Origin of the sequence: Paenibacillus puldeungensis (assembly GCF_042678945.1) — a bacterium.
GTDB lineage: Bacteria > Bacillota > Bacilli > Paenibacillales > Paenibacillaceae > Fontibacillus > Fontibacillus puldeungensis.
This window is the reverse complement of record NZ_JBHTLM010000017.1, coordinates 67730-89317: the sequence shown is the minus strand read 5'-3', so window position 1 is coordinate 89317 and position 21588 is coordinate 67730. Positions and strand designations below refer to the sequence as shown.

At 46.2% G+C, this 21588-nt stretch carries 21 protein-coding genes; 17 read left to right on the top strand and 4 right to left on the bottom strand.

The genetic code is table 11. From position 1 onward, the window contains the following. Positions 1-22: 22 nt before the first annotated feature. Entirely contained in the window at positions 23-550 is a 528-nt protein-coding gene (locus ACFQ3W_RS19815; protein ID WP_379320963.1) for a phosphatase PAP2 family protein, read from the bottom strand. A gap of 625 nt (positions 551-1175) precedes the next feature. Here ACFQ3W_RS19815 and ACFQ3W_RS19810 point away from each other — a divergent pair. From ACFQ3W_RS19810 to ACFQ3W_RS19770, 9 genes are all read left to right on the top strand, one after another. Further along, entirely contained in the window at positions 1176-2414 is a 1239-nt protein-coding gene (locus tag ACFQ3W_RS19810) for a glycosyltransferase family 2 protein (protein WP_379320962.1), read from the top strand. 390 nt (positions 2415-2804) lie between these two features. Beyond that, complete coding sequence (gene infC / locus ACFQ3W_RS19805) at positions 2805-3299, top strand: translation initiation factor IF-3 (RefSeq protein ID WP_379320961.1); 495 nt, start codon at positions 2805-2807, stop codon at positions 3297-3299. Between the two features lie 38 nt (positions 3300-3337). Further along, positions 3338-3538 carry a 50S ribosomal protein L35 gene (gene rpmI, locus ACFQ3W_RS19800; protein WP_379320960.1) on the top strand — a complete coding sequence of 67 codons (201 nt, stop codon included), beginning with the start codon at positions 3338-3340 and terminating at the stop codon, positions 3536-3538. 30 nt (positions 3539-3568) lie between these two features. Continuing rightward, complete coding sequence (gene rplT / locus ACFQ3W_RS19795; protein WP_009226727.1) at positions 3569-3928, top strand: 50S ribosomal protein L20; 360 nt, start codon at positions 3569-3571, stop codon at positions 3926-3928. Positions 3929-4358: 430 nt separating this feature from the next. Further along, positions 4359-5432: a BMP family lipoprotein gene (locus ACFQ3W_RS19790; RefSeq protein WP_379320959.1), complete on the top strand. Its 1074-nt coding sequence runs from the start codon at positions 4359-4361 to the stop codon at positions 5430-5432. Positions 5433-5546: 114 nt separating this feature from the next. Continuing rightward, on the top strand, positions 5547-7085 hold the full coding sequence (locus tag ACFQ3W_RS19785) for an ABC transporter ATP-binding protein (protein WP_379320958.1): 1539 nt from the start codon (positions 5547-5549) through the stop codon (positions 7083-7085). Further along, positions 7078-8151 carry an ABC transporter permease gene (locus tag ACFQ3W_RS19780; protein WP_379320957.1) on the top strand — a complete coding sequence of 358 codons (1074 nt, stop codon included), beginning with the start codon at positions 7078-7080 and terminating at the stop codon, positions 8149-8151. The genes ACFQ3W_RS19785 and ACFQ3W_RS19780 overlap by 8 nt, the downstream gene beginning before the upstream one ends. 1 nt (position 8152) lies before the next feature. After that, positions 8153-9112 (top strand): ABC transporter permease, encoded by a 960-nt coding sequence (locus ACFQ3W_RS19775; RefSeq protein WP_379320956.1) that lies wholly within the window; start codon positions 8153-8155, stop codon positions 9110-9112. A gap of 672 nt (positions 9113-9784) precedes the next feature. Then, positions 9785-10084 carry a hypothetical protein gene (locus tag ACFQ3W_RS19770; protein WP_379320955.1) on the top strand — a complete coding sequence of 100 codons (300 nt, stop codon included), beginning with the start codon at positions 9785-9787 and terminating at the stop codon, positions 10082-10084. A 10-nt stretch (positions 10085-10094) separates the two neighbouring features. Here ACFQ3W_RS19770 and ACFQ3W_RS19765 read toward each other — a convergent pair whose 3' ends face one another. Continuing rightward, positions 10095-10550 carry a GNAT family N-acetyltransferase gene (locus tag ACFQ3W_RS19765; protein ID WP_379320954.1) on the bottom strand — a complete coding sequence of 152 codons (456 nt, stop codon included), beginning with the start codon at positions 10548-10550 and terminating at the stop codon, positions 10095-10097. 544 nt (positions 10551-11094) lie between these two features. Between ACFQ3W_RS19765 and ilvB the strand changes: the two genes are divergently transcribed. From ilvB to ACFQ3W_RS19745, 4 genes are all read left to right on the top strand, one after another. Next, positions 11095-12840: a biosynthetic-type acetolactate synthase large subunit gene (gene ilvB, locus ACFQ3W_RS19760; RefSeq protein ID WP_379320953.1), complete on the top strand. Its 1746-nt coding sequence runs from the start codon at positions 11095-11097 to the stop codon at positions 12838-12840. Then, positions 12837-13325 (top strand): acetolactate synthase small subunit, encoded by a 489-nt coding sequence (gene ilvN / locus ACFQ3W_RS19755; protein ID WP_379320952.1) that lies wholly within the window; start codon positions 12837-12839, stop codon positions 13323-13325. Before ilvB ends, ilvN begins: the two co-directional genes overlap by 4 nt. A 185-nt stretch (positions 13326-13510) precedes the next feature. After that, positions 13511-14500 (top strand): ketol-acid reductoisomerase, encoded by a 990-nt coding sequence (gene ilvC / locus ACFQ3W_RS19750; protein ID WP_379320951.1) that lies wholly within the window; start codon positions 13511-13513, stop codon positions 14498-14500. A gap of 132 nt (positions 14501-14632) precedes the next feature. Then, positions 14633-16165 carry a 2-isopropylmalate synthase gene (locus ACFQ3W_RS19745; RefSeq protein ID WP_379320950.1) on the top strand — a complete coding sequence of 511 codons (1533 nt, stop codon included), beginning with the start codon at positions 14633-14635 and terminating at the stop codon, positions 16163-16165. 91 nt (positions 16166-16256) lie between these two features. On the opposite strand, the gene ACFQ3W_RS19740 is transcribed toward ACFQ3W_RS19745, so the two are convergent. Continuing rightward, positions 16257-17291, bottom strand: coding sequence for a hypothetical protein (locus ACFQ3W_RS19740; protein WP_379320949.1), 1035 nt, complete (start codon positions 17289-17291; stop codon positions 16257-16259). A gap of 196 nt (positions 17292-17487) precedes the next feature. Between ACFQ3W_RS19740 and leuB the strand changes: the two genes are divergently transcribed. From leuB to ACFQ3W_RS19720, 4 genes are all read left to right on the top strand, one after another. Then, positions 17488-18573, top strand: a complete 1086-nt coding sequence (gene leuB, locus ACFQ3W_RS19735) for a 3-isopropylmalate dehydrogenase (RefSeq protein WP_379320948.1) — start codon at positions 17488-17490, stop codon at positions 18571-18573. A gap of 174 nt (positions 18574-18747) precedes the next feature. After that, positions 18748-19293 carry a peroxiredoxin gene (locus ACFQ3W_RS19730; protein WP_379320947.1) on the top strand — a complete coding sequence of 182 codons (546 nt, stop codon included), beginning with the start codon at positions 18748-18750 and terminating at the stop codon, positions 19291-19293. Positions 19294-19501: 208 nt separating this feature from the next. Continuing rightward, complete coding sequence (locus ACFQ3W_RS19725) at positions 19502-19912, top strand: hypothetical protein (protein ID WP_379320946.1); 411 nt, start codon at positions 19502-19504, stop codon at positions 19910-19912. 350 nt (positions 19913-20262) lie between these two features. Continuing rightward, positions 20263-21366 carry an ATP-binding protein gene (locus ACFQ3W_RS19720; protein ID WP_379320945.1) on the top strand — a complete coding sequence of 368 codons (1104 nt, stop codon included), beginning with the start codon at positions 20263-20265 and terminating at the stop codon, positions 21364-21366. A gap of 7 nt (positions 21367-21373) precedes the next feature. Here the strand turns inward: ACFQ3W_RS19720 and ACFQ3W_RS19715 are convergent, their stop codons facing one another. Further along, positions 21374-21556, bottom strand: coding sequence for a FeoB-associated Cys-rich membrane protein (locus ACFQ3W_RS19715; RefSeq protein ID WP_379320944.1), 183 nt, complete (start codon positions 21554-21556; stop codon positions 21374-21376). Positions 21557-21588 lie beyond the last annotated feature (32 nt).

Here is a 21588-nt window from a genome sequence, read left to right as displayed (position 1 = left end):
CCTAATCACTACAATAGCCCCTTTATGACCATAATGCAACCGTACCAAAGGCTACGGAAGACCCGATTACGGCACCTGCCAGGCAATCTGAAGGATAGTGGAGGCCTAAATAAATTCGAGATAAAGCGACGATCAGCGCGAGTGGGAGAAGAACAATGGCAAGCCCCGGAGCTGCTGCGACGAACGGCATAGTTACGGAAAAAATTGCGGTCGAGTGTCCCGACGGAAAAGAGTGATCCTTCAGCGGGTTTCGGAACGTCTTCGTGCCAGGCAGCGTCAAATATGGACGCACTCTAGGATATGTTTTCTTTGCTATTGCAACCGGAAGATGGCTAACGGCGAGAGCTACACAGGATTGCAGACCAACTTTACTCCATGGCTGCGGGGCTGCATACCAAATCAGCAATGAAGCGATGATGGTAAACCAGGCTCCTCCTAAATGCGTTATGTGGTATACCCAAAAATTAAGAAAGCTGCGGTGCAAGCGGCCGTTGATTCCTACAAAAAGCTGCTGGTCCAGTTTCTTTAATTTCATCAGCAATCGAGTCATGAAATCCCTCCGCTTTTGGTTTGCCGTATGTTAGGCAGTCCAAAACAGCCCTTCAAATCAGCTTCGTATTCTGTAGCATGGCATTTTCAGATTAGACTTATCATATTTTTAATCGGTGTTCTTTTCAAGAATGTTTTTCCAAACAGGGCTATATGACTTTGACTTCCTACCCACTTACCATTTACAATGATTCAAATGATAGCAAAAGAGTTTAAAAAAAATTGTGTGACTACGTAAACTTTTTGCTGTTTTTTTGCGTTTATGTAATTGGAATGTTTCAAATATCTTGAATCGCGGTGAAAAAAGAGGGGATTTAGAAATAAAAAGCGCCAAAAGTGATGAAAATAAGAACTAACCGCACCGATTGCAGGATGCGGCGGTCCAGTATGCAAAAATAGACCGACTTCGGATGTATTTGCGCTACGGTGAGGTTATAGTGGTTTTGACAAAACCGTCAAAGTCATGGAAAATCGTAGTGCGTTACGTAATGCGTAAGTTATTTCTTTATTAACGCATTAAGTAAAAGAGGGCTGGAAACAAAGAAGGGTCATGAAAAAAAGAGAAACTCCGCAAATCTAGAGAAAAGATAACACAAATCAAAAGGGGTTAAAGGGGGCAAGAAATCATGTTGGATATCATCTTAATATCGCTGCAGGTCATTCTAGCAGTGGTTGGGGTGTATCAATTTGGATTGTCTTTGTTCGGTATGTATAAGAAAAAGAAAAAAGTTCAGTTCGCTCCGCAGAAGTCATTTGCTGTACTCGTAGCGGCGCATAACGAAGAAAAGGTAGTAGGGGCTTTGATGGAGAACCTGAAGCACCTCAACTATCCGAAAGAGTTATATGACGTATTTGTTATCTGTGATAACTGCACCGATGGAACGGCAAATATCGTGCGAAGCCACGGAATGAACGCTTGCGTCCGCAGCAACCCTAACTTAAGGGGTAAAGGATATGCGATCGAGTGGATGCTTAAGGAACTATGGAAAATGCCACGTCAGTATGATGCTGTCGTGATGTTTGACGCCGACAACCTGGCTCATCCTGACTTTCTGAGAGAAGTGAACAACGATTTGTGCTCCGGCGCACGCGTTATTCAAGGATATATCGATACCAAGAATCCGGAAGATTCCTGGATCACTGCTTCTTACGGTATTTCTTACTGGTACTGTAACCGGCTGTGGCAGCTGCCTCGCCACAATTTGAATATGGCAAACTTCCTCGGGGGCACAGGCATGTGCTTTGAAACTGAGCTGCTGAAGGAGATGGGCTGGGGAGCAACCAGCTTAGTTGAAGACTTGGAGTTTACGATGCGCTGCGTCGAACGTGGTGTGTATCCGGTATTTAACTATGATGCGAAGCTGTTTGACGAGAAGCCGCTGACATTTAAGGCTTCGGCACGTCAGCGCTTGCGCTGGATGCAGGGTCACTTTACCGTTGCTCGCCGATACTTCTTCCCGCTTCTTTGGAAGAGTATTAAGGAGCGCAGCTTGGTTAAGCTGGATATGGCTCTTTACGGTGTCAATGTGTATATCGTGCTGCTCACGTTCTTGCTTTCGGCACTAATTTGGGTAGACCAATCTTTGCTTACTGGACCGCACTTTGCAACGTTGTACGGATACATGCCGATGTGGGTTTCCTATATCGCCATTGCAGCGAATGTGTTTACTTTCTTGGCCGCTATGATTCTGGAGAAGGTTACGTTTAAGAAAGTGTACGCCTACTTGATTCTGTTCCCAATTTATTTGATTTCCTGGTGGCCAATTACTTTCTACGCTTTCTTCACTCAAAACAACAAACAATGGAGTCATACGCAGCATACGCGGGTGGTACGTCTGGAAGAAGTACAAAGCAAACAAGGCTGATGCAAGGTAACTCAAAAAACGGCTTTTGATCACGAAGCTGCCTGCAAAGAAGAGGGCTCGGCATCGAATCTTGGATTCAGCCGGGCCCTCCGTGTGCTCATGTAGGCTTTTCCTTTTTTTGAATTAATGCTTGACTTGGCATCAAGCTACATGATATATTATTTGAGTGTTGCAATGAGTTGTTATGGATTGCAAGCAGAGGCCCCGGCTTCTCACCTGACCGACTATGTGTTGGCTGGTTTTGATCCAATGATTTATGAATGAGATGTTCATGAAGAATTGACGATCAATAGGGATGCGGGTGAGAACCTGCATCCTTTTTATTTGCGCAGTATCGGTCAACCGTAACATTAGACCATTTGGAGGTGGAGAATTATCAGTAAGGAACATTTGATCAATGATGAGATTCGTGCGAAAGAGGTCCGTCTGGTTGGTGCTGAGGGTGAACAAATCGGTATTAAACCGATCCGTGAAGCACTGCAAATGGCGATCGACCTGAATCTGGATCTGGTGAACGTTGCGCCGACTGCCAAGCCGCCGGTTTGCCGGATTATGGACTATGGCAAGTTCCGCTACGAACAGCAGAAGAAAGAGAAGGAAGCTCGCAAAAATCAGAAGATCGTGGACATCAAGGAAGTATGGTTCCGGGCTAATATTGAGGAACATGATTTCCAGACGAAACTTCGCAATGTGATCAAATTTTTGAAAGATGGCGACAAGGTGAAATGCTCGGTTCGCTTTCGCGGACGGGAAATTACTCATGCCGACATCGGGAAAAAAATTCTCGACCGCGTCAAAGAAGAGGTTGCGGAAATCTCTACCGTTGAGCGCCTTCCTAAGCTGGAAGGACGCAGCATGATCATGATTCTGGCACCGAAAAACTAAGCGGAAGCTAAGCTCACAAACTTTGAGGGGGAAGTATAATGCCTAAAATGAAAACCCACAGCAGCCTGAAAGGCCGCTTCAAAATTACTGGAACCGGTAAAGTAAGACGTTATAAAGCGAAACGCAATCACTTGCTGTCCCATAAGTCCAAACGTGCTAAACGTGTATTGGCGAACAGCCCTGTTGCTTACGCAGGTGACGTTAGCCGCATGAAACAACAATTAGCAAACTTGAAGTAATTTCACACAACTTTTTGGGAGGTTTTAAATATGGCAAGAGTAAAAGGCGGATTCGTTGTTCGTCGTCGTCATAAAAAAGTATTGAAGCTGGCTAAAGGTTATTTTGGTTCGAAACACCGCATTTTCAAAACTGCTAATGAGCAAGTAATGAAATCCTTGCTTTATGCATATCGTGACCGTCGTGCGAAAAAACGTGATTTCCGCAAACTGTGGATCGTACGTATTAACGCTGCTGCTCGTATGAACGGCTTGTCTTACAGCAAATTGATGCACGGCCTTAAATTGGCTGATGTGAATATTAACCGCAAAATGCTGGCGGACCTCGCTGTAAACGACCTGAACGCTTTTAATTCTCTGGCTGCTGTAGCTAAAGAGAAAATCAACGCTTAATAACGTTGGAACCAGGCGCTGTCTCCGGATTTATTTCACCCGGAGCCAGCGCTTTTTTTGGGGCTCGACATTGGTAATGAAGAGTAATCCGTTCCTTTCCTTGCAAGAGGCGCATGGAAATTTGAAAACAAGGTAAAATATTGTTAGAGTGGTTGGCACTATTTGAAATAGAAGGTTATCCTAGATACTTACATTTCGACTGTGCATCCAAATGAATGTTCGGAAAAAGAGTGACAAAAATCGAATTAGTTAACATAAAGCGAACATTGTATGGGAATTTTGCCGAAAGAAAGCGTTTTTATGAAAACAAACACGAAAATTATTTGGCCTTTGGTCAGTAAAAGTATGGATTTTAGCAAAAATTGCAGGTATAATCTGTCTGTGTGGTACTCAAAACAGCACACAAAATTTTAAGGGGGATTAAACTTACATGAACAAAGCTTTCAAAGTATCTTTAGTGATGGTGCTCGCATTGGTTATGATTTTGACGGGATGCGGCAACAACAAAAACAATGCGGCGAAAAATGAAGCTTCGTCCAATAAGGGGAACGCTGGCACTCAGACGGAAGCAAGTAAAGGTGAAAATGCAGCCAAACCGAAAATCGGTCTTGTTACGGACGTTGGCGGTGTAAATGACAAATCCTTCAACCAATCTGCATGGGAAGCACTGGAAGCTCTGAAGGCAGAAAATAAAGTTGACGACAAATATTTGCAAAGTACGAGCAACTCGGATTATATTCCAAACCTGAACCAATTTGTTCAAGGCGGCTATGATTTGACTTGGTCCATCGGTTTTGACCTTGGCGACGCAACGAAACAGGTGGCTGCAGCGAATCCAAACGCCAAGCTGGCGATTATCGACAACGTGGTTGAAGCTCCAAACGTAGAATCAGTAACTTTTGCTGAAAACGAAGGTTCATTCCTCGTTGGTGTTGTTGCAGGTCTGACAACCAAAACCAATAAAGTTGCGTTTATCGGTGGTGCGGACAGTCCGGTCATCAAACGCTTTGAAGTTGGCTTCAAAGCAGGCGTTGCTGCGGCTAATCCAAAAGCTACCGTGAAAATTACTTATGCGGGTGGATATGACAAGCCTGATGTTGGTAAGTCACTGGCGAGCCAATTGTACGATGATGGCGCGGACATTATCTTCCCTGCCGCAGGACAAACTGGTAATGGCGTATTTAACGAAGCAATCTCCCGTAACAAGGCAGGCGGAGCGAACAAATTGTGGGTTATTGGTGTAGACAAAGACCAATCGCTGGAATTTGGTAATGACGTAACGTTGACCTCGATGATGAAGCGTGTTGATGTTGCCGTTAAAAATGTAACTCAACAAATCATCGACGGTACGTTTAAAGGTGGTCAAGTTACTAATTTGACGCTGAAAGATGATGGAGTTGGTTTGCCTGAAAAAAATCCTAACCTGAGCCAAGAGGTTCTGGACAAAGTAGAAGAATTCAAGCAAAAAATCGTTAGCGGAGAAGTTACGGTTCCAGCTGAATAATTAATGAGGCTCGGAGTCTGTCATGAAAGAGAAATAGAGCATTCAAGTAGGCAAGGCCAGTGGATTAACTGGCCTTGTTGCTTGCGTTAATCACAAAATAGTGAGGGTGATTTCATGAGTGCTGCACCTCCTGTTGTTGAGTTGAAGCAAATCACAAAACGATTTCCAGGCATAGTTGCCAACGATTCCATTAGCCTGACCCTGCGTAAAGGCGAAATTCACGCTTTGCTCGGTGAGAATGGGGCCGGTAAATCGACGTTGATGAACATTTTATTTGGACTTTATCAGCCTGACGAAGGTTCGATAAAGGTTAACGGAGAGACGGTGACGATCGATAATCCCAATAAGGCAATCAAATTGGGAATTGGGATGGTTCACCAGCACTTTAAGCTTGTTCAGCCCTTCACGGTTACTGAGAACATCATTTTGGGAATGGAGCCAAAAAAGGGACTAAATATCGACTATAAATCAGCGTCCGCTCAGGTAACTAAATTGTCAGAGCAGTATGGTCTTCGCGTAAATCCCAATTCCAAAATTCAAGATATTTCTGTTGGAATGCAGCAGCGGGTTGAAATTATGAAGATCTTGTTCCGCGGCGCAGATATTCTTATATTTGACGAACCTACTGCCGTACTGACACCGCAGGAAATCGAAGAGCTGATGGTGATCATGAGAAGACTTGTTGCGGAAGGCAAATCGATAATCCTGATTACCCATAAACTGAAGGAGATCATGGAGATTTCCGACACAGTGACGATTATTCGGCGTGGCAAGGTGATTGACACCGTAGAAACGGACAAGACCAATCCGAGCGAACTGGCCGAGAAAATGGTGGGCCGGGGCGTATCCTTCAAAATTGATAAAAATGATCCTCAAATCGGACAACCTGTCCTTCAGCTAAATGACGTAAGGGTAAAAGATAAGCATGGGATTTCAATCTTGAACGGGCTAAACCTCGAGGTGAAGGCCGGCGAGATCGTGGGGATTGCCGGGGTAGATGGCAACGGTCAAAGTGAATTGATCGAAGCGATCACTGGTCTGCGTAAAATCGATTCCGGATCCATCAAGCTGAGTGGTAAAGAAATTGCCAATTTACCAGCTCGAAATATTATTGAGAACGGATTGTCTCATATTCCAGAGGACCGTCATAAACGTGGATTGGTGCTAGATTTCACGATCAGTGAAAACATGATATTGGAGACGTACTACAAGGCACCGTTTAATAAAGGCGGATTTCTTCAAAATGCCGAGATCGAGAAGCATGCCAAATCGCTTGTGGAGCAGTTTGACGTTCGTACGCCAAGTGTAGAGACGAAAGCCCGTTCCTTGTCCGGAGGAAACCAGCAAAAAGCGATTATTGCGCGGGAAATAGATAAAAATCCGGATCTGCTTATCGCCGCTCAGCCAACCCGCGGACTTGATGTCGGGGCGATTGAATTTGTTCATAAGCAACTTATTGAGCAGCGTGACCAGGGAAAAGCGGTTTTGCTGATCTCTTTTGAACTGGATGAAATATTGAATGTTTCCGACCGAATTGCTGTTATTTACGAGGGAAGAATCGTCGGAGAAGTGCTTCCTAAGGAAACAAATGATCAGGAGCTTGGCCTAATGATGGCGGGAAGCCTGGAGCGGGGAGGTCAATCGATTGGATAAGTTGCGCAAAATAATCACCATGGAGAGCCTGGTTGTACCAGTGGTTGCTATCCTGCTCGGCCTTTTAGTTGGTGCAGTTGTTATGCTTATCGGTGGTTACAATCCGCTGGATGCATACAGTGCTCTGATTAAACGGGTTATTGGCAATCCTTATGACTTTGGTGAAACGATCCGGCAGATTACGCCGCTCATTTTTACCGGTCTTGCTGTAGCCTTTGCTTTTCGGTCCGGGATGTTTAACATTGGTGCGGACGGTCAAGTGCTTATTGGCATGACAACGGCCACCGCAGTGTCCTTGTCCTTATCTACGCTTCCATCTGCGGTTCTTATACCGATCTCGGTGATTGCCGGAGGACTTGCTGGAGGATTGTGGGCTTCGATCGCCGGTTATCTCAAGGCAAAACGAGGCATTAACGAAGTTATTACGACGATCATGTTAAACTGGATTGCTTTGTATTTGTCCAACTATGTGATTCGTAATTTTTTCTTGTTGAAGGGTCAAAACCGGTCGGAGGATATTGATGCATCCGCGGCGATGACGTTCTTGTCTGGCCTGTTCAATAACGCGCGTGTTCACTGGGGAACCGTGATCGCTATTCTGGTAGCTATCTTTTTCTATGTGTACCTTTGGAAAACAAAACAGGGCTATGAGATGCGATCAGTAGGTCTGAATCCTGACGCTTCGGAATATGCAGGGATCAGTGTTGGTAAAAATGTGGTAAAGGCCATGTTTATAAGCGGGGTGTTTGCTGGCTTGGCCGGTACCTTCGAAGTTCTTGGTGTATTCCATTATCAATCGGTTTTTGCAGCATCACCAGGTTATGGCTTTGATGGTATCGCGGTAGCTCTTCTGGGGATGAATCATCCGTTCGGTGTAGTGCTTGGTGCGATTCTATACGGTGTATTAACCTATGGTTCGGCCGGAATGAGCTTTGGAGCTGGAGTTCCGCCAGAGCTGATCAAAATCGTGATCGGTTCGATCATATTCTTCATTGCCGCTCAGGGCATCGTCAAACTCGTATTGAAGCCATTTTACCTGAAGCGCAAGAAAGAGAAGGTGTTGTGATATGGACGTACTTACGCTGCTTGGTCAATTACTCAATTCGACCCTTGTATTTTCGACTGCGTTAATTTTCACCGCGCTAGGAGGGATTTTTTCGGAGCGTTCCGGTGTGGTGAATATTGGTCTGGAGGGACTAATGATCTTCGGAGCGTTTGCTGCCGGAGTAAGTACACATTATGCACAGGAGGCTGGAATGGGAGGCTGGGCGCCTTGGGTTGGCGTGCTGGCCGCGCTGGTTGTCGGCGCTTTAGGGGCTCTCATTCATGCTGTGGCCTCGATAACCTTCAAGGCGGATCAGACGATTAGTGGTATCGTTATTAACTTCTTGGCAGCTGGTTTAACCGTTTACATCGTAAAGCTGTTGTTTAATGGTGCTGCTGAAAGTCCGTTGGTAGAAACGTTTCAGAAAATCGCCATTCCAGGGCTTCGGGACATTCCGGTAATCGGGGAAGGCTTTTTTAACGCTTATCCAACGTCTTATCTGGCGCTGATTCTTGTAGGTGTGATTTATTATGTTCTCTTTAAAACACCATTTGGCTTACGTTTGAGATCCGTTGGCGAGCATCCGAGTGCGGCCGATACGCTGGGTGTGAATGTCACGCGTATGCGTTACATCGGGGTGCTTCTGAGCGGTATGCTGGCAGGCATTGGCGGGGCAACGATTACGCTTACTACCACGGGGACCTTTGCCCATAATACCATTTCTGGTCAAGGCTTTATCGCCATTGCGGCGATGATTTTTGGTAAATGGAATCCGCTCGGTGCCTTTGGCGCAGCGATGTTCTTCGGCTTCTCGCAGGCAATTCGTAACTATGTACAGCTATTTGACTGGTCGAGCAGCATTCCGCAAGAATTTATTTTCATGATTCCTTATGTGCTGACGATCATTGTACTTGTAGGTGCCGTGGGACGTTCTTCGGCTCCAACTGCTCTGGGGACGCCTTATGATCCTGGAAAGCGATAAATGAGTTTTTTATGCGAGGCGGGAGATATCTCCCGCCCTTTTTTTTGTTTCGAGCATTGATTAAGCAGCAACTGAAGTAGAAACCACTGCTGCCGTAAAGTTCATTAAATGCATTTAGTGCAGTTAAATATTGCCTAAAGAGGAAGTTTTATTATTCAAATGCAAAAAGTGCATCTAAAAATAATAAAATGACCCATCTGATATGAAATATTCCGAAATAAATGCATATTTTACAGTTAAAATTTAAAAAATCCACATTATACCTAGAATTAGCTGTACTAAATACATTTAGTGCCGGATGGTGAGTGGGATTTGTGAAAATGCATACCAGTACGAAACTAAGTTGAGGTTCAGAAGCTGCAGAAAGCAGGGAGTAGAAAAAAAGTGGGAATGGGTATGGGGTGAAATCTGTACCCAGTTTTTCTCATGCTCAAGTATATGGATCGAGACAACGACCTAGCCGTAGGCTAGGTTTTTCTTTTTATTAAAGAATTTATAAGTTTTCAGTGGGGCTGAACAATTCATACTTTTGGACGATGTGCTTGTTTGTTTTTTAGTACTGAGCCCGTTTTTTTCATGTCAAGGCGATGGTGCAAGCCGTTGTTTGGATGGGTGCATAAGCTGAACTTGAATACAAAAATGCTGTTGAATAGTTTGATAGGAGGAGTTTATATGGGCAGAACGGTTACGAGAAAAGAGGCCGAAAAATGGCTGGGCAAGTCAATTGCCGCTTATAAAAAAGACGGGACTGTCGTTACTGGAAAATTGGTGAAAATTAGCGGGAATCGTCTGGTTGTTCGCCAGGAGTCAGGGAAAAAGGTAAAAACTAAAGCGATCATACCGCTTGTTTTGTTTGACCTTCTGGCTATCGGTGCATCGCCTTACGGTTACGGAGGCGGATATTCACCGTACGGAGCCTATCCTTATGGTGGGTACAACAAGTATCCTTCCCCCTATCCATATTTCTGGTAAAATTAAGTAATTAACGCCGAGAAAACAACCTCTTTTCAAGTTCATAGCACTTGGAAACTTGAATGAATCGCTGGGTTTGATACCCTTGCTTGAGGTAAAACAGGTGGGCTCGGGTATTGTCCCGGTCCACCAACACTTTTGCCCGTCTGCAATGTCTAGAAATAGCAAATTTCTCCGCATGGGCCATCAATGTTTTGCCATGTCTTTTGCGCTGATGGGGCGGTGCGACAGCCATCATGTCAATATAGAGCAAGTCACCATGGACGAGAAAGTGAATGAAGGCTACCGGATCAGTTTCGTAATGAGTTGAGGCTACGAGCGTGACGCCACGCGACAGCCTTTGAGGCAGCTCCTTCAGCACGGTTTCGATCTCATGAGAAGATAGATGGGAATAAGGGACAAGCTCTTTATAAATAAGGTCATAGATGACCGGATCGTCCTGTTTGGGCCTTCTATATCGTATCATACGCTACAAAACCTCCTTACCATGGATAAAAATAGGCATTTCAATTTATCATATGGGTAAGAAGGGGAAAGCGTTCCTGTTTGAAAGTTTTCAGTGAACAGGTATTGACTCCACGTGTGAACTAATCATATAATGTTCCTAACAATTTTTACGACATATCATCAATTGGCGATGAAGAGGACGAAGTTTTAAGGGCTCTTTGCTCAGAGAGTGGATGGATTTGCTGAGACCACCACCATTATCCCTTAAATACGAGCTCACCTCGGAGCTATTTTCCTGAAAAGCTGCAGGCCATTCCGCGGTGGAGCTTGCGTTACAGCGTATTAGGGAGAATCGTAAGGTCCGCGTTAGGGGCTACGGGTAGAGGCGGTTTACTATGCTTGTACTCGTCAAGGCTTGGCACCGCGAGGTGCCTAGTGAAAATGGGTGGTACCACGGAGGATCAAACCTTTCGTCCCTCAGAACAGGAGACTGTTCTGGAGGGCGGAAGGTTTTTTTATTACAAATTAATAAGCTTCACCTAATTTTGGAAGGAGGATGACTGATGAGCGCGCAAATTCCAGAAGTGCGGTCTACAGAACAATTACGTGAGAAATGGATGAAACCGGAAGTCGTTTCGGGCTCGGAAATATTACTTCGCAGCTTGCTTTTGGAAGGTGTCGAATGTGTCTTCGGTTATCCGGGGGGCGCCGTGTTGTACATTTACGATGCGCTGTACGGCTTTACCGATTTCAAACACCTGCTGACAAGACATGAGCAGGGCGCAATCCACGCAGCAGATGGTTATGCCCGTGCCACCGGCAAAGTTGGCGTGTGCATCGCCACCTCAGGTCCGGGAGCAACCAATACCGTAACGGGAATCGCTACAGCTTTTATGGATTCAGTTCCGCTAGTGGTTATTACGGGGAACGTCGTTTCCAGTCTGATCGGGACGGATGCATTTCAAGAGGCGGACATTACTGGGATCACGATGCCGATTACGAAGCACAGTTACCTCGTAAGACATGTTGAAGACCTACCGCGGATTATCCACGAAGCGTTTCATATCGCGAATACAGGACGTAAAGGACCTGTGCTGATCGATATTCCGAAAGACGTTTCGGCGAACAAAACGTTGTTCGAACCGGTTCAATCGCTTCAGCTTCGCGGGTACAACCCGACCGTTGTACCGAATCGACTGCAGCTTGATAAGCTGGCGGCAGCGATTAAGGATGCAGAGCGTCCGGTTATTATCGCCGGCGGCGGGGTTGTATACTCCGGTGGACACGAGCAATTGTTCGAATTTGTGAACAAGACGGAAATTCCGATCACGACGACGCTGCTCGGATTGGGTGCTTTCCCAAGCGGACATGAACTGTGGATGGGAATGCCGGGGATGCATGGGACTTACACGGCTAATCAGTCAATTCAGAATGCGGATTTGCTGATCAATATCGGTTCACGGTTCGATGACCGGGTAACTGGTAAGCTGGACGGTTTTGCCCCATATGCCAAAATTGTTCATATCGATATCGACCCGGCGGAGATTGGTAAAAACGTCAAAGCCGATATTCCGATCGTAGGCGATGTCAAAACGGTTTTGGAAATGTTGAACCCGCTCGTCAGCAGAACGGATAAAGCGGATGCCTGGAGAACGAAAATTCAACAACTTAAAACCGAAAAGCCGCTTCGTTACAAGGACTCCGATTCGGTGCTTAAACCGCAATGGGTCATCGAGATGCTGAATGAAACGACAGGCGGAGAAGCAATTGTCACGACTGACGTAGGACAACATCAAATGTGGGTAGCGCAGTACTACAAGTTTAGTCAGCCTCGCTCCTTTATTACTTCCGGCGGGCTAGGAACGATGGGATTTGGATTCCCTTCAGCCATTGGTGCGCAAATGGGTCATCCTGAAAGATTGGTTATCTCCATTAACGGTGACGGCGGAATGCAAATGTGTGCTCAAGAGCTCGCGATCTGCGCAATCAATAACATTCCGGTTAAAGTGGTTGTCATCAACAATCAGGTGCTTGGAATGGTTCGTCAGTGGCAAGAGTTGATCTATGAGCATCGCTACAGTCACATCAATCTTGAAGGCAGTCCTGATTTTGTGAAGCTTGCAGAAGCTTACGGTGTTAAGGGACTGCGAGCGGAAAACAAAGAAGAAGCTAAGCGCGCATGGCAGGAAGCGCTCGATACGCCGGGACCGGTTCTGGTGGAATTCGTGGTCAGCAGAGAGGAAAACGTCTATCCGATGGTTACCCAGGGTTCTACCATTGATCAAATGTTGATGGGGGACAGTGAATGATGATGATGAACCATGCCATTTCCGTTTTAGTTAATGACCAGCCGGGTGTTTTGCAGCGGGTGGCCGGGTTGTTTGGTCGCCGCGGTTTTAATATCGAAAGCATTACCGTAGGCCAGTCGGAGGAACAAGGTTTATCCCGAATGGTCATTGTCACTCAAGGTGACGATAAGACGCTGGAACAGATCGAAAAACAGCTTTACAAACTGATCGATGTGATCAAAGTCGTGAATTTGAGCTTAAGACCGATGGTTAGCCGCGAGCTCGCTTTGATTAAAGTAAAATCCGAGCCAACCGAGCGGCCGGAAATTATGGGCCTCGTTGATACATTCCGAGCTGCTGTTGTCGATATTGGTCCAAATAGCATGATGGTCCAAGTTGTTGGAGATACCGAAAAAATCGATGCCATGATCGAGCTTCTCAGACCTTACGGCATCAAAGAGTTGTCCCGTACCGGCGTAACCGCAATGATCCGGGGGAACGCTTAATAGCACTAGATTACCATATTCGTACGTTCACCAGCCGCCCTGATGGCGGGTGTTTGAGGGGATCGAACGGTGCACTTTACTGCTTCACGGCGTCGGTCCATTGAAACACCCGTCATCAGGCGGAGGGTGCCAAATATTAAGGGTACAGCTCATACTGACCCGCAAATTTTAGGAGGGCATTACAGATGGCAGTTACTTTGTACTATGAAAAGGATGCAGAGCTTAGCGTATTGAAAGGAAAAACGATCGCAATTATCGGTTACGGCAGCCAAGGACATGCCCACGCACAAAATTTACGTGAGAGCGGACTTGACGTTATCGTTGGTCTACGTCCAGGTAAGTCGTTTGATAAAGCGAAGGAAGATGGCTTCGAGGTTTTGTCCGTTGCAGAAGCAACAAAACGTGCCGATGTGGTACAAATTCTTATGCCGGATGAAACGCAAGCTGCGGTTTATCATAGCGAAATCGCGCCAAACCTCAAAAAAGGCGCTGCATTGATGTTTGCCCACGGGTTCAACGTACATTTCGGTCAAATCGTACCTTCCCAAGATAACGATGTGCTGCTTGTGGCTCCAAAATCTCCAGGTCACATGGTACGCCGCACTTATGTTGAAGGCTTCGGTGTTCCAGGCTTGATCGCTATCCACCAAGATGCAACCGGAAAAGCAAAAGAAATTGGCTTGGCTTATGCAAAAGGGATTGGCTGTACCCGTGCTGGGGTTATCGAAACCTCGTTCCGTGAAGAAACGGAAACCGACTTGTTCGGTGAACAAGCTGTGCTTTGCGGCGGCGTAACCGCTCTGATCAAAGCCGGTTTTGAAACGCTGACGGAAGCAGGTTACGCTCCTGAAATGGCTTACTTCGAGTGCTTGCACGAAATGAAGCTGATCGTCGACCTGATTTATGAAGGTGGCATGGCTAAGATGCGTGATTCGATTTCCAATACGGCTGAATACGGCGACTATGTAACAGGCCCACGGGTTGTAACGGAAGAAACCAAAAAAGCGATGAAAGCCGTACTTTCCGACATCCAAACCGGTAAATTTGCGCGCGACTTTATTCTTGAAAACCAATCCAACCGTGCCTTCTTGACGGCAACTCGCCGTAACGAAGCTAACCATCAGATTGAAGTGGTAGGCAAAGAACTTCGCGGTCTGATGAGCTGGATCAAGTAAAAAGAGCGCGATTGTATAAATTTAACGCTGCTTCATATGTATTAACATGACAATTCAATGCGGCCGCGCCTTCGTGTAAGGCCGCATTGAAGCTTTTCCGAGGCAGTCTTAGGTTAGGAGGAGGTGCAGAGAATGCGAAAAATTTACATTTTCGATACGACGCTGCGGGATGGGGAGCAGTCCCCGGGAGTAAACCTGAATACCCGTGAAAAGCTGGAGATTGCGTACCAGCTGGAAAAACTCGGGGTCGACCGGATTGAAGCGGGTTTTCCTGCAGCTTCACCCGGAGACTTGGCCGCGGTGAATGCCGTTGCACGAGCGGTGAAAAAATCTACAATTATCGGCTTGTCGCGTTCACGCACCCAGGATATCGATGCGGTACGGGAAGCCCTGATCGGTGCGGAGGACCCGTGTATCCACCTATTCTTGGCTACGAGCCCTATTCATCGAAAATACAAGCTGAAGATGGAAAAAGAGCAGGTGCTGGAAACCGCACAGGCAGCGATCCGGTATGCGCGAAAATATTTTTCGAAAATCGAATTTTCCTGCGAGGACGCCGGGAGAACTGAAATCGATTTTCTGTGTGAAATGACGGCCATGGCCATTCGCGAAGGCGCTTCGGTCGTAAATATTCCGGATACGGTCGGTTATTTGTATCCTGAAGAATACGGAAACATCTTCAAGACGCTGAAAGAAAAAGTACCCGGTATTGAAAAAATTCAGTTAAGCGCTCACTGCCATGATGACTTAGGTTTAGCTACAGCGAACTCGCTGGCGGCCATTATTGGCGGGGCCGATCAAATCGAAGGTACGATTAACGGAATTGGAGAGCGGGCCGGCAATACGGCAATTGAAGAAGTCGCTTTGGCGCTTGAGACACGCTTTGATTTTTTCGCAGCGAAAACATCGCTTGAACTGACTGAGATTTCCCGCACAAGCCGTATGGTTAGCCGTTTGACCGGCATGGTTGTACCGGGAAATAAAGCGATTGTCGGAGCCAATGCCTTTGCTCATGAATCCGGTATTCATCAAGACGGTATGCTGAAGGAAAAAACAACCTACGAAATTATGTCCCCGGAAACGATTGGACTGAAGGAAAGCAAGCTGGTGCTCGGCAAACATTCCGGCCGTCATGCGTTCCGTGAAAAACTGGTTGATATGGGATATTCGCTTGATGAGGAACGTCTTAATGAAGCCTTCGCCAAGTTCAAGACGCTTGCCGACAAGAAGAAGGAGATCACGGATCAAGACATACTAGCGATTCTGGAAGAGAAGCTAGTGGATACGCCTGAAGTATTCCGCCTTGAGAAGATCTTTGTCTCCTACGGCAATGAGGCTACACCGAAAGCGAAGGTAGGCATCGCGACTGCAGACGGGCAATTTATCGAAACGGAGGCCGAGGGCAACGGATCCGTTGACGCGATCTATAACGCCATTGACCTCGCGTCCGGCGAAGAAGTGAAGCTTGCCGATTATTCGATTAAACCTGTCAGCCACGGTAAGGATGCCCAAGGGGAAGTACATGTCGTCCTGTCGCAGCATGGTCATTCCGTGCAAGGACGCGGGGTTAGCACTGATATTTTAGAGGCAAGTGCTCGTGCTTACGTGGATGCACTCAATCGTTTGGTTGAAAAAAAGAATATGAACTCCTCCAATGAAGCTTAATCTAACGCTAATAGGCGGCGTATTTTGAGTTTGATAGAAGGACAAAGGGACTGTGCTAAGCAGCCCCTTTTCTTTTTGCCATATATCGGATTTAACTGCTGCATCCGCCGCCCTCGTAGCTGCTGCACGAGGAACCGCCACTGCATGAAGATCCGCTGTTGCAGGAAGAGCCTGAACCACCGTCGGACCCAGAGCTGCAATGATGATGGGAGTCATTGTTTGAGCTTCTGCTATCATCGTAATTCGAAGTACAGCCGAACCCCCCGCTGCAATCTGATCCCGAGCGGTCCTTTTTGATTTCATCCAGCGTTGCCATGTGTTCGTCGAAATGCTCTGGCTCGTTCCATGCGAAAAATATAGCTGAGGTCATTAGTAAGTCAGTATTGCTGAAATTAGCCGGTTTTTCATGGATTTTATGTTTGGCCCGTTCAATTCTGTCCTGAAGCTTTTCCTTCATGACTTGAATGGCGTATTTGGCCTCTGGTATATGTTCGTAAGCCCAAGCGTTAAATCGGCCATCTTGGCTGGTTGCCAGCAAAGGAGCTTGAAATAGTTCCAGTTCCTGCCGAGGTACAGGGTAACGGAGAAAAGGTCCCCATAGCAGTTCACTGTATGGATTTCGGCCGAACAATTCGATATAGACGAGATCAAACCAGGCTCGCTCACCCGGCATCGGGACATCATCCGAAACGTTTGGCGCATGATGCAGCATCCGCCCGAGATATTTTTCCGAAAAGGCCTGATACTCCCTGGTAAACATCAGCATTTCATGCCAGACATCATCTATTCTCTTGCTGAACATCGGAACGCGATCCAGTACGGCACACAGGATAAAAAAACGCTGAAGCTCGAGCCACCGCCATTCGAATTCCCGCTCTGTCATCCCAGGATGGGCAGATAGCACACGCTTTTTCACTAGCTCCGCATATTGGCTGGGGAGTGATTGCTTCAATTTCTCGGCTAGCCCATATGCCGGGCTTTTCGCCTCCGAAACAGCAGGTGGAGCAGGTGCATGACTGAAGCTTAAAGGTTTGTTTATTGCCGTAGGCCTTTTTTTCTGACGAGAGAAAAGAAAAATAACTAAAGCAACAATAGCCGCAACCACGATAAATAGGATCATATCCATAATAAAAATTCCTTTCAGGTTTGTGATATCATAAGATAATTATCCCAAAATTTCATAAATTCTGTAAAGCCTATTCTCTTATAGCCAATACCTATTACTCTAATAGATTCTATATCTTTGTGTAAATAAACCCGTTATGATACAACAGAATTAAGTGAAAACAAAGTCAGTAGCAAAGAAGAGGGAGTTGGAATTCATGGCAGCAGAAGTGAAGAAAATCGCAGTCATCGCTGGTGACGGTATTGGCCCGGAAGTTGTAGCTGAAGCGGAAAAAGTGTTGAAACGTACGGAGGAGCTGTTTGGCTACCGTTTTGAAACCGAGCATGCACTATTCGGTGGCATTGCTATAGATGAAAAAGGGACCCCGCTCCCGCAGGAAACACTGGAGGTTTGTCAGCGTGCTGATGCTGTTTTGCTCGGTGCTGTGGGTGGCCCGAAATGGGACAACAATCCGAAGGAGCTGCGGCCGGAAACCGGTTTGCTCGGTATTCGTAAAGCACTAGGCTTGTTTTCCAATTTGCGCCCGGCTGTCGTATTCGATTGCTTGAAGGATGCCTCTACTTTGAAGCCGGAAGTTCTGGAAGGTACGGATTTAATCGTTGTACGCGAACTGACAGGCGGGATTTACTTCGGAGAGAAATACCGTCGTGATACGGAATATGGGCAGGAAGCCGTCGATACAAGCTCTTACAATGTGAAAGAAGTAGAGCGGATCGTACGCCAAGCTTTTGAAATTGCCGGGAAGCGGCGTAAAAAATTAGCCTCCGTCGATAAGGCGAATGTACTCGAGACATCGCGTTTGTGGCGTGAAGTTGTCAACCGGGTTGCTCCGGAATATCCCGATGTGGAGCTTGAGCATGTGCTTGTCGATAACTGCGCAATGCAGTTGCTTCGCCGTCCATCCAGCTTCGACGTGATCGTCACGGAAAATATGTTCGGCGACATCCTGAGCGACGAAGCTGCAATGCTGACAGGCTCAATCGGTATGCTGGCCTCCGCTTCGCTAGGAGAAGGAAGCTTTGGCCTTTATGAGCCAGTACACGGGTCTGCTCCTGATATCGCCGGTCAAAACTTGGCCAATCCGATCGCAACGATTTTGTCTGTGGCGCTTATGTTCCGTATGACATTCGGCTATGCCGATGCTGCGGATGCAATTGAAGCAGCAGTCGCTGATGTGCTAAACGCTGGGCACCGGACAAGTGATATCGCAACCAACAAGAGTACCGCCGTTGGAACAGAAGCGATGGGCGACCTCATCATCGCAGCGATGAAAAAGGCGTGAAAAAGTTCAAAAAAAATACTTAATTAAAATAATTATAATAAGATAAATGCTATAATCTTGACTTTGAAATATGCCAATGATACCATTTTTAATGTGACAATTTTCATGAAAATGGTTCAAAAATAAGGAAAACGAAACGTTGTTTCTTACATATTTTAAAGGAGGATTTTGGCAATGACAGAACGTTTGGTAGGAAGACCAGCTCCTGATTTTGATATGGCGATCGTTTCTGGTGATGGCAAGGAATTTGGACGTAGAAAGCTGTCTGATTATCGCGGTAATTGGTTGGTGTTTTTCTTTTACCCGCTTGATTTTACCTTTGTATGCCCAACGGAAATCACTGCGCTTAGCCAAGCCTATGATCAATTTAAGGAACTGGATACGGAGGTTCTCGGTGTAAGCGTCGATTCGGAACACAGCCATAAGGCCTGGATCAATACTCCGAGGGATAGCAACGGTCTTGGACAATTAAACTTTCCTTTAGCTTCCGATATTACGAAGAGCGTGGCTCGTGACTACGGTGTTCTGATCGAGGAAGAAGGCGTAGCGCTTCGCGGACTGTTCATCATCGACCCGGAAGGCGAACTGAAATATCAAGTCGTTAATCACAACGATGTTGGCCGTAGTGTGGATGAAACGCTCCGGGTATTGCAAGCTTTGCAATCCGGCGGACTTTGCCCAATGAACTGGAAACCTGGAGATAAGAACTTGGATGTATAGAAAATTGGATATGAAGGCCCCCTGTTTTGGTTAGTTTCCATTCAGGGGGTCTTTTAGCCATCCTAAATTATTTTGGTCTAAGTTATTGGTTAATTTTTCAAATGGAACGCAGGAATTTGAAGCGCCATTCGCGAATAAATTATATGAAATCCCCGCTTAGTAAAGAGTTAAATGACTGATGAACCGATCACGGGAAAGGGGGATGGGGATGAGTTTTTGCTGCGGAGCCAGTATGCTGGGCACCAAGGGAACCTTAACGCATTTTCAGACACAGGTACATAATGTTCCCCTGCTGTTTTGTCCGGTTTGCCACCGTGTGGAGGTACATTACAAGGTCGAGAACGAATATGAGATTCTAGCCGAATATGCTCATGGCGACGGTGTGTCGGAAATTGATTTTCAAGATTTTGTGATGGAGGACGATGAGTCCATTTTCGCAAATTGCGTGAATCGTGAGGATGAAGATCCGATGGTCATCGTTCAGAGTCAAATAGATATGTCGCTTGATCTTCTGTGTGTCGCCAAACAAATCGGCGATGAGAAATGGGAAAAAGAACTTAAGAAAAGATTAGCTGTGATGAGCCGGCGAAGAGCCAGACTACAGCACAACAATCGCTAAGATTCAAATAGTCTTCCTGAGGGAGGACTATTTTTTTGGAAGATTGCAACAATTTAGCGCTGATCCCACTTTTTTCGACAGTATCTCTGGTTGACGATATCTGGAAAACTTTACTATGATTATAATAAGAAACTTCTACTTAAATTATAGGTTTAGGGGAGATGGATGAAGCTGATCATGACTACCGTTTAAGCCAATGGACAGGCCTTGCCTGAACAAAATTGTACAGCAAGTGGCAGTTTGACTCGGCATTCGTGTTATGATGCGAGGTTAGGGTCATTCTTCTCAGGTAGTGATCGTATGTTGTCGTTAGGCAAGTACATCATTTGTGGGAAAAGGGGGAAACCAACTTGTTGAGTGAATATCAGGAGACACTGCTCCAGTCCGTCAAAGCATTTCAATCCACCCAGCTCGTAAAAAACAAGTATGAAAATGTACTCCAGCACCTGGACAGCGGAATAATGCTGTTTGACAATGAAGGGGTTTTAACCTTTATCAATGTGCAAATGGCGAGACTTCTCGAAATGCCGCGCCAATCACTCATAGGTTGCAATTTACTGCAAATGCTGCGCCACCCTCACCTAAGTCAATTTAAGAAAAGAAATGTATTGCGAATTTACCGGGAAACGATTTTTCATCGCAAAAAGTATCATGAACTGATCGACGAATACGGAAGGCATTGGCTTATTACCGTGACCTATGGCGACCAAATGGACGGTGACTTTTTGCTCAGTGTCAAAGACGTAACCGATTTCAAGCGGGTTGAGCAAGCGGCTTACCAGAACGACAAAATGGCCATGCTTGGGAAAATATCGGCGGCGATCGCCCATGAAATCCGAAATCCTCTGACTGCTATCCGCGGGTTCATCCAACTGCTTCGTCCGCATCTGGTTCATCTTGGGAAAGATGAATATGCCCGAATCATTTTAGCGGAAATTGACCGAGCGAACGACATTATCCATGAATTTTTAAATTCCTCAAAGCCATCGGCACCACAGAAATCGAAAGTCAGTGTAGCTTCCTTGCTGAAGGAGGTTGTGCTCCTAACCGAAAGCGAGGCGCTATTAAAAAACTGTCAGATGGTGTTGGAGGTGCCGGAGGATGGTTACGTTTCCATTGATGTGAAGCAAATCAAACAGGTTCTGCTGAATATTATAAAAAATGCTATGGACGCCATTTCGGAAGTCGAGGGTGACCATAAGGGAGTTATCAATATCAAGGCCGAAGTCGATGCCAAACATATCAATATCTCTATACAGGACAACGGGAATGGAATGGACAAGGGACAGCTTGGACGCCTGTTTGATCCTTTCTTTACAACGAAAGAGAAAGGGACAGGCCTGGGCCTGTCCGTCAGCTATCGTATCATTAAGAACCATAGAGGAAATATTTCTGTGGACAGCCTGAAGGGAGCTGGAACCATCTTCGTTATCACGCTGCCGATAGTGTCATAATCAAATATTATTTATCCCCTTTAGAAGGGGTAGCCAGGGAGGCCGCTGAAGCGCTGCTGCATGCCGCAGAACATGATTTTTGTTGCGAGCAGGAGGCGCAGGCGCCTTTTTTGCTTTTTTTGAATCCGCGATATAGCGCAAAACCGGCATAACCAAACACGATCGTTACAATAAGAATATCAATGATCATAGGATAAACTCCTTTCAAGCTAAATAGCCCGG

Coding starts and splice junctions, on each gene's coding strand:
- ACFQ3W_RS19815 (WP_379320963.1), bottom strand. CDS start 550: ATGACTCGATTGCTGATGAAATTAAAGAAACTGGACCAGCAGCTTTTT.
- ACFQ3W_RS19810 (WP_379320962.1), top strand. CDS start 1,176: ATGTTGGATATCATCTTAATATCGCTGCAGGTCATTCTAGCAGTGGTT.
- rpmI (WP_379320960.1), top strand. CDS start 3,338: ATGCCTAAAATGAAAACCCACAGCAGCCTGAAAGGCCGCTTCAAAATT.
- rplT (WP_009226727.1), top strand. CDS start 3,569: ATGGCAAGAGTAAAAGGCGGATTCGTTGTTCGTCGTCGTCATAAAAAA.
- ACFQ3W_RS19790 (WP_379320959.1), top strand. CDS start 4,359: ATGAACAAAGCTTTCAAAGTATCTTTAGTGATGGTGCTCGCATTGGTT.
- ACFQ3W_RS19785 (WP_379320958.1), top strand. CDS start 5,547: ATGAGTGCTGCACCTCCTGTTGTTGAGTTGAAGCAAATCACAAAACGA.
- ACFQ3W_RS19775 (WP_379320956.1), top strand. CDS start 8,153: ATGGACGTACTTACGCTGCTTGGTCAATTACTCAATTCGACCCTTGTA.
- ACFQ3W_RS19770 (WP_379320955.1), top strand. CDS start 9,785: ATGGGCAGAACGGTTACGAGAAAAGAGGCCGAAAAATGGCTGGGCAAG.
- ACFQ3W_RS19765 (WP_379320954.1), bottom strand. CDS start 10,550: ATGATACGATATAGAAGGCCCAAACAGGACGATCCGGTCATCTATGAC.
- ilvB (WP_379320953.1), top strand. CDS start 11,095: ATGAGCGCGCAAATTCCAGAAGTGCGGTCTACAGAACAATTACGTGAG.
- ilvN (WP_379320952.1), top strand. CDS start 12,837: ATGATGATGATGAACCATGCCATTTCCGTTTTAGTTAATGACCAGCCG.
- ilvC (WP_379320951.1), top strand. CDS start 13,511: ATGGCAGTTACTTTGTACTATGAAAAGGATGCAGAGCTTAGCGTATTG.
- ACFQ3W_RS19745 (WP_379320950.1), top strand. CDS start 14,633: ATGCGAAAAATTTACATTTTCGATACGACGCTGCGGGATGGGGAGCAG.
- ACFQ3W_RS19740 (WP_379320949.1), bottom strand. CDS start 17,291: ATGGATATGATCCTATTTATCGTGGTTGCGGCTATTGTTGCTTTAGTT.
- leuB (WP_379320948.1), top strand. CDS start 17,488: ATGGCAGCAGAAGTGAAGAAAATCGCAGTCATCGCTGGTGACGGTATT.
- ACFQ3W_RS19730 (WP_379320947.1), top strand. CDS start 18,748: ATGACAGAACGTTTGGTAGGAAGACCAGCTCCTGATTTTGATATGGCG.
- ACFQ3W_RS19725 (WP_379320946.1), top strand. CDS start 19,502: ATGAGTTTTTGCTGCGGAGCCAGTATGCTGGGCACCAAGGGAACCTTA.
- ACFQ3W_RS19715 (WP_379320944.1), bottom strand. CDS start 21,556: ATGATCATTGATATTCTTATTGTAACGATCGTGTTTGGTTATGCCGGT.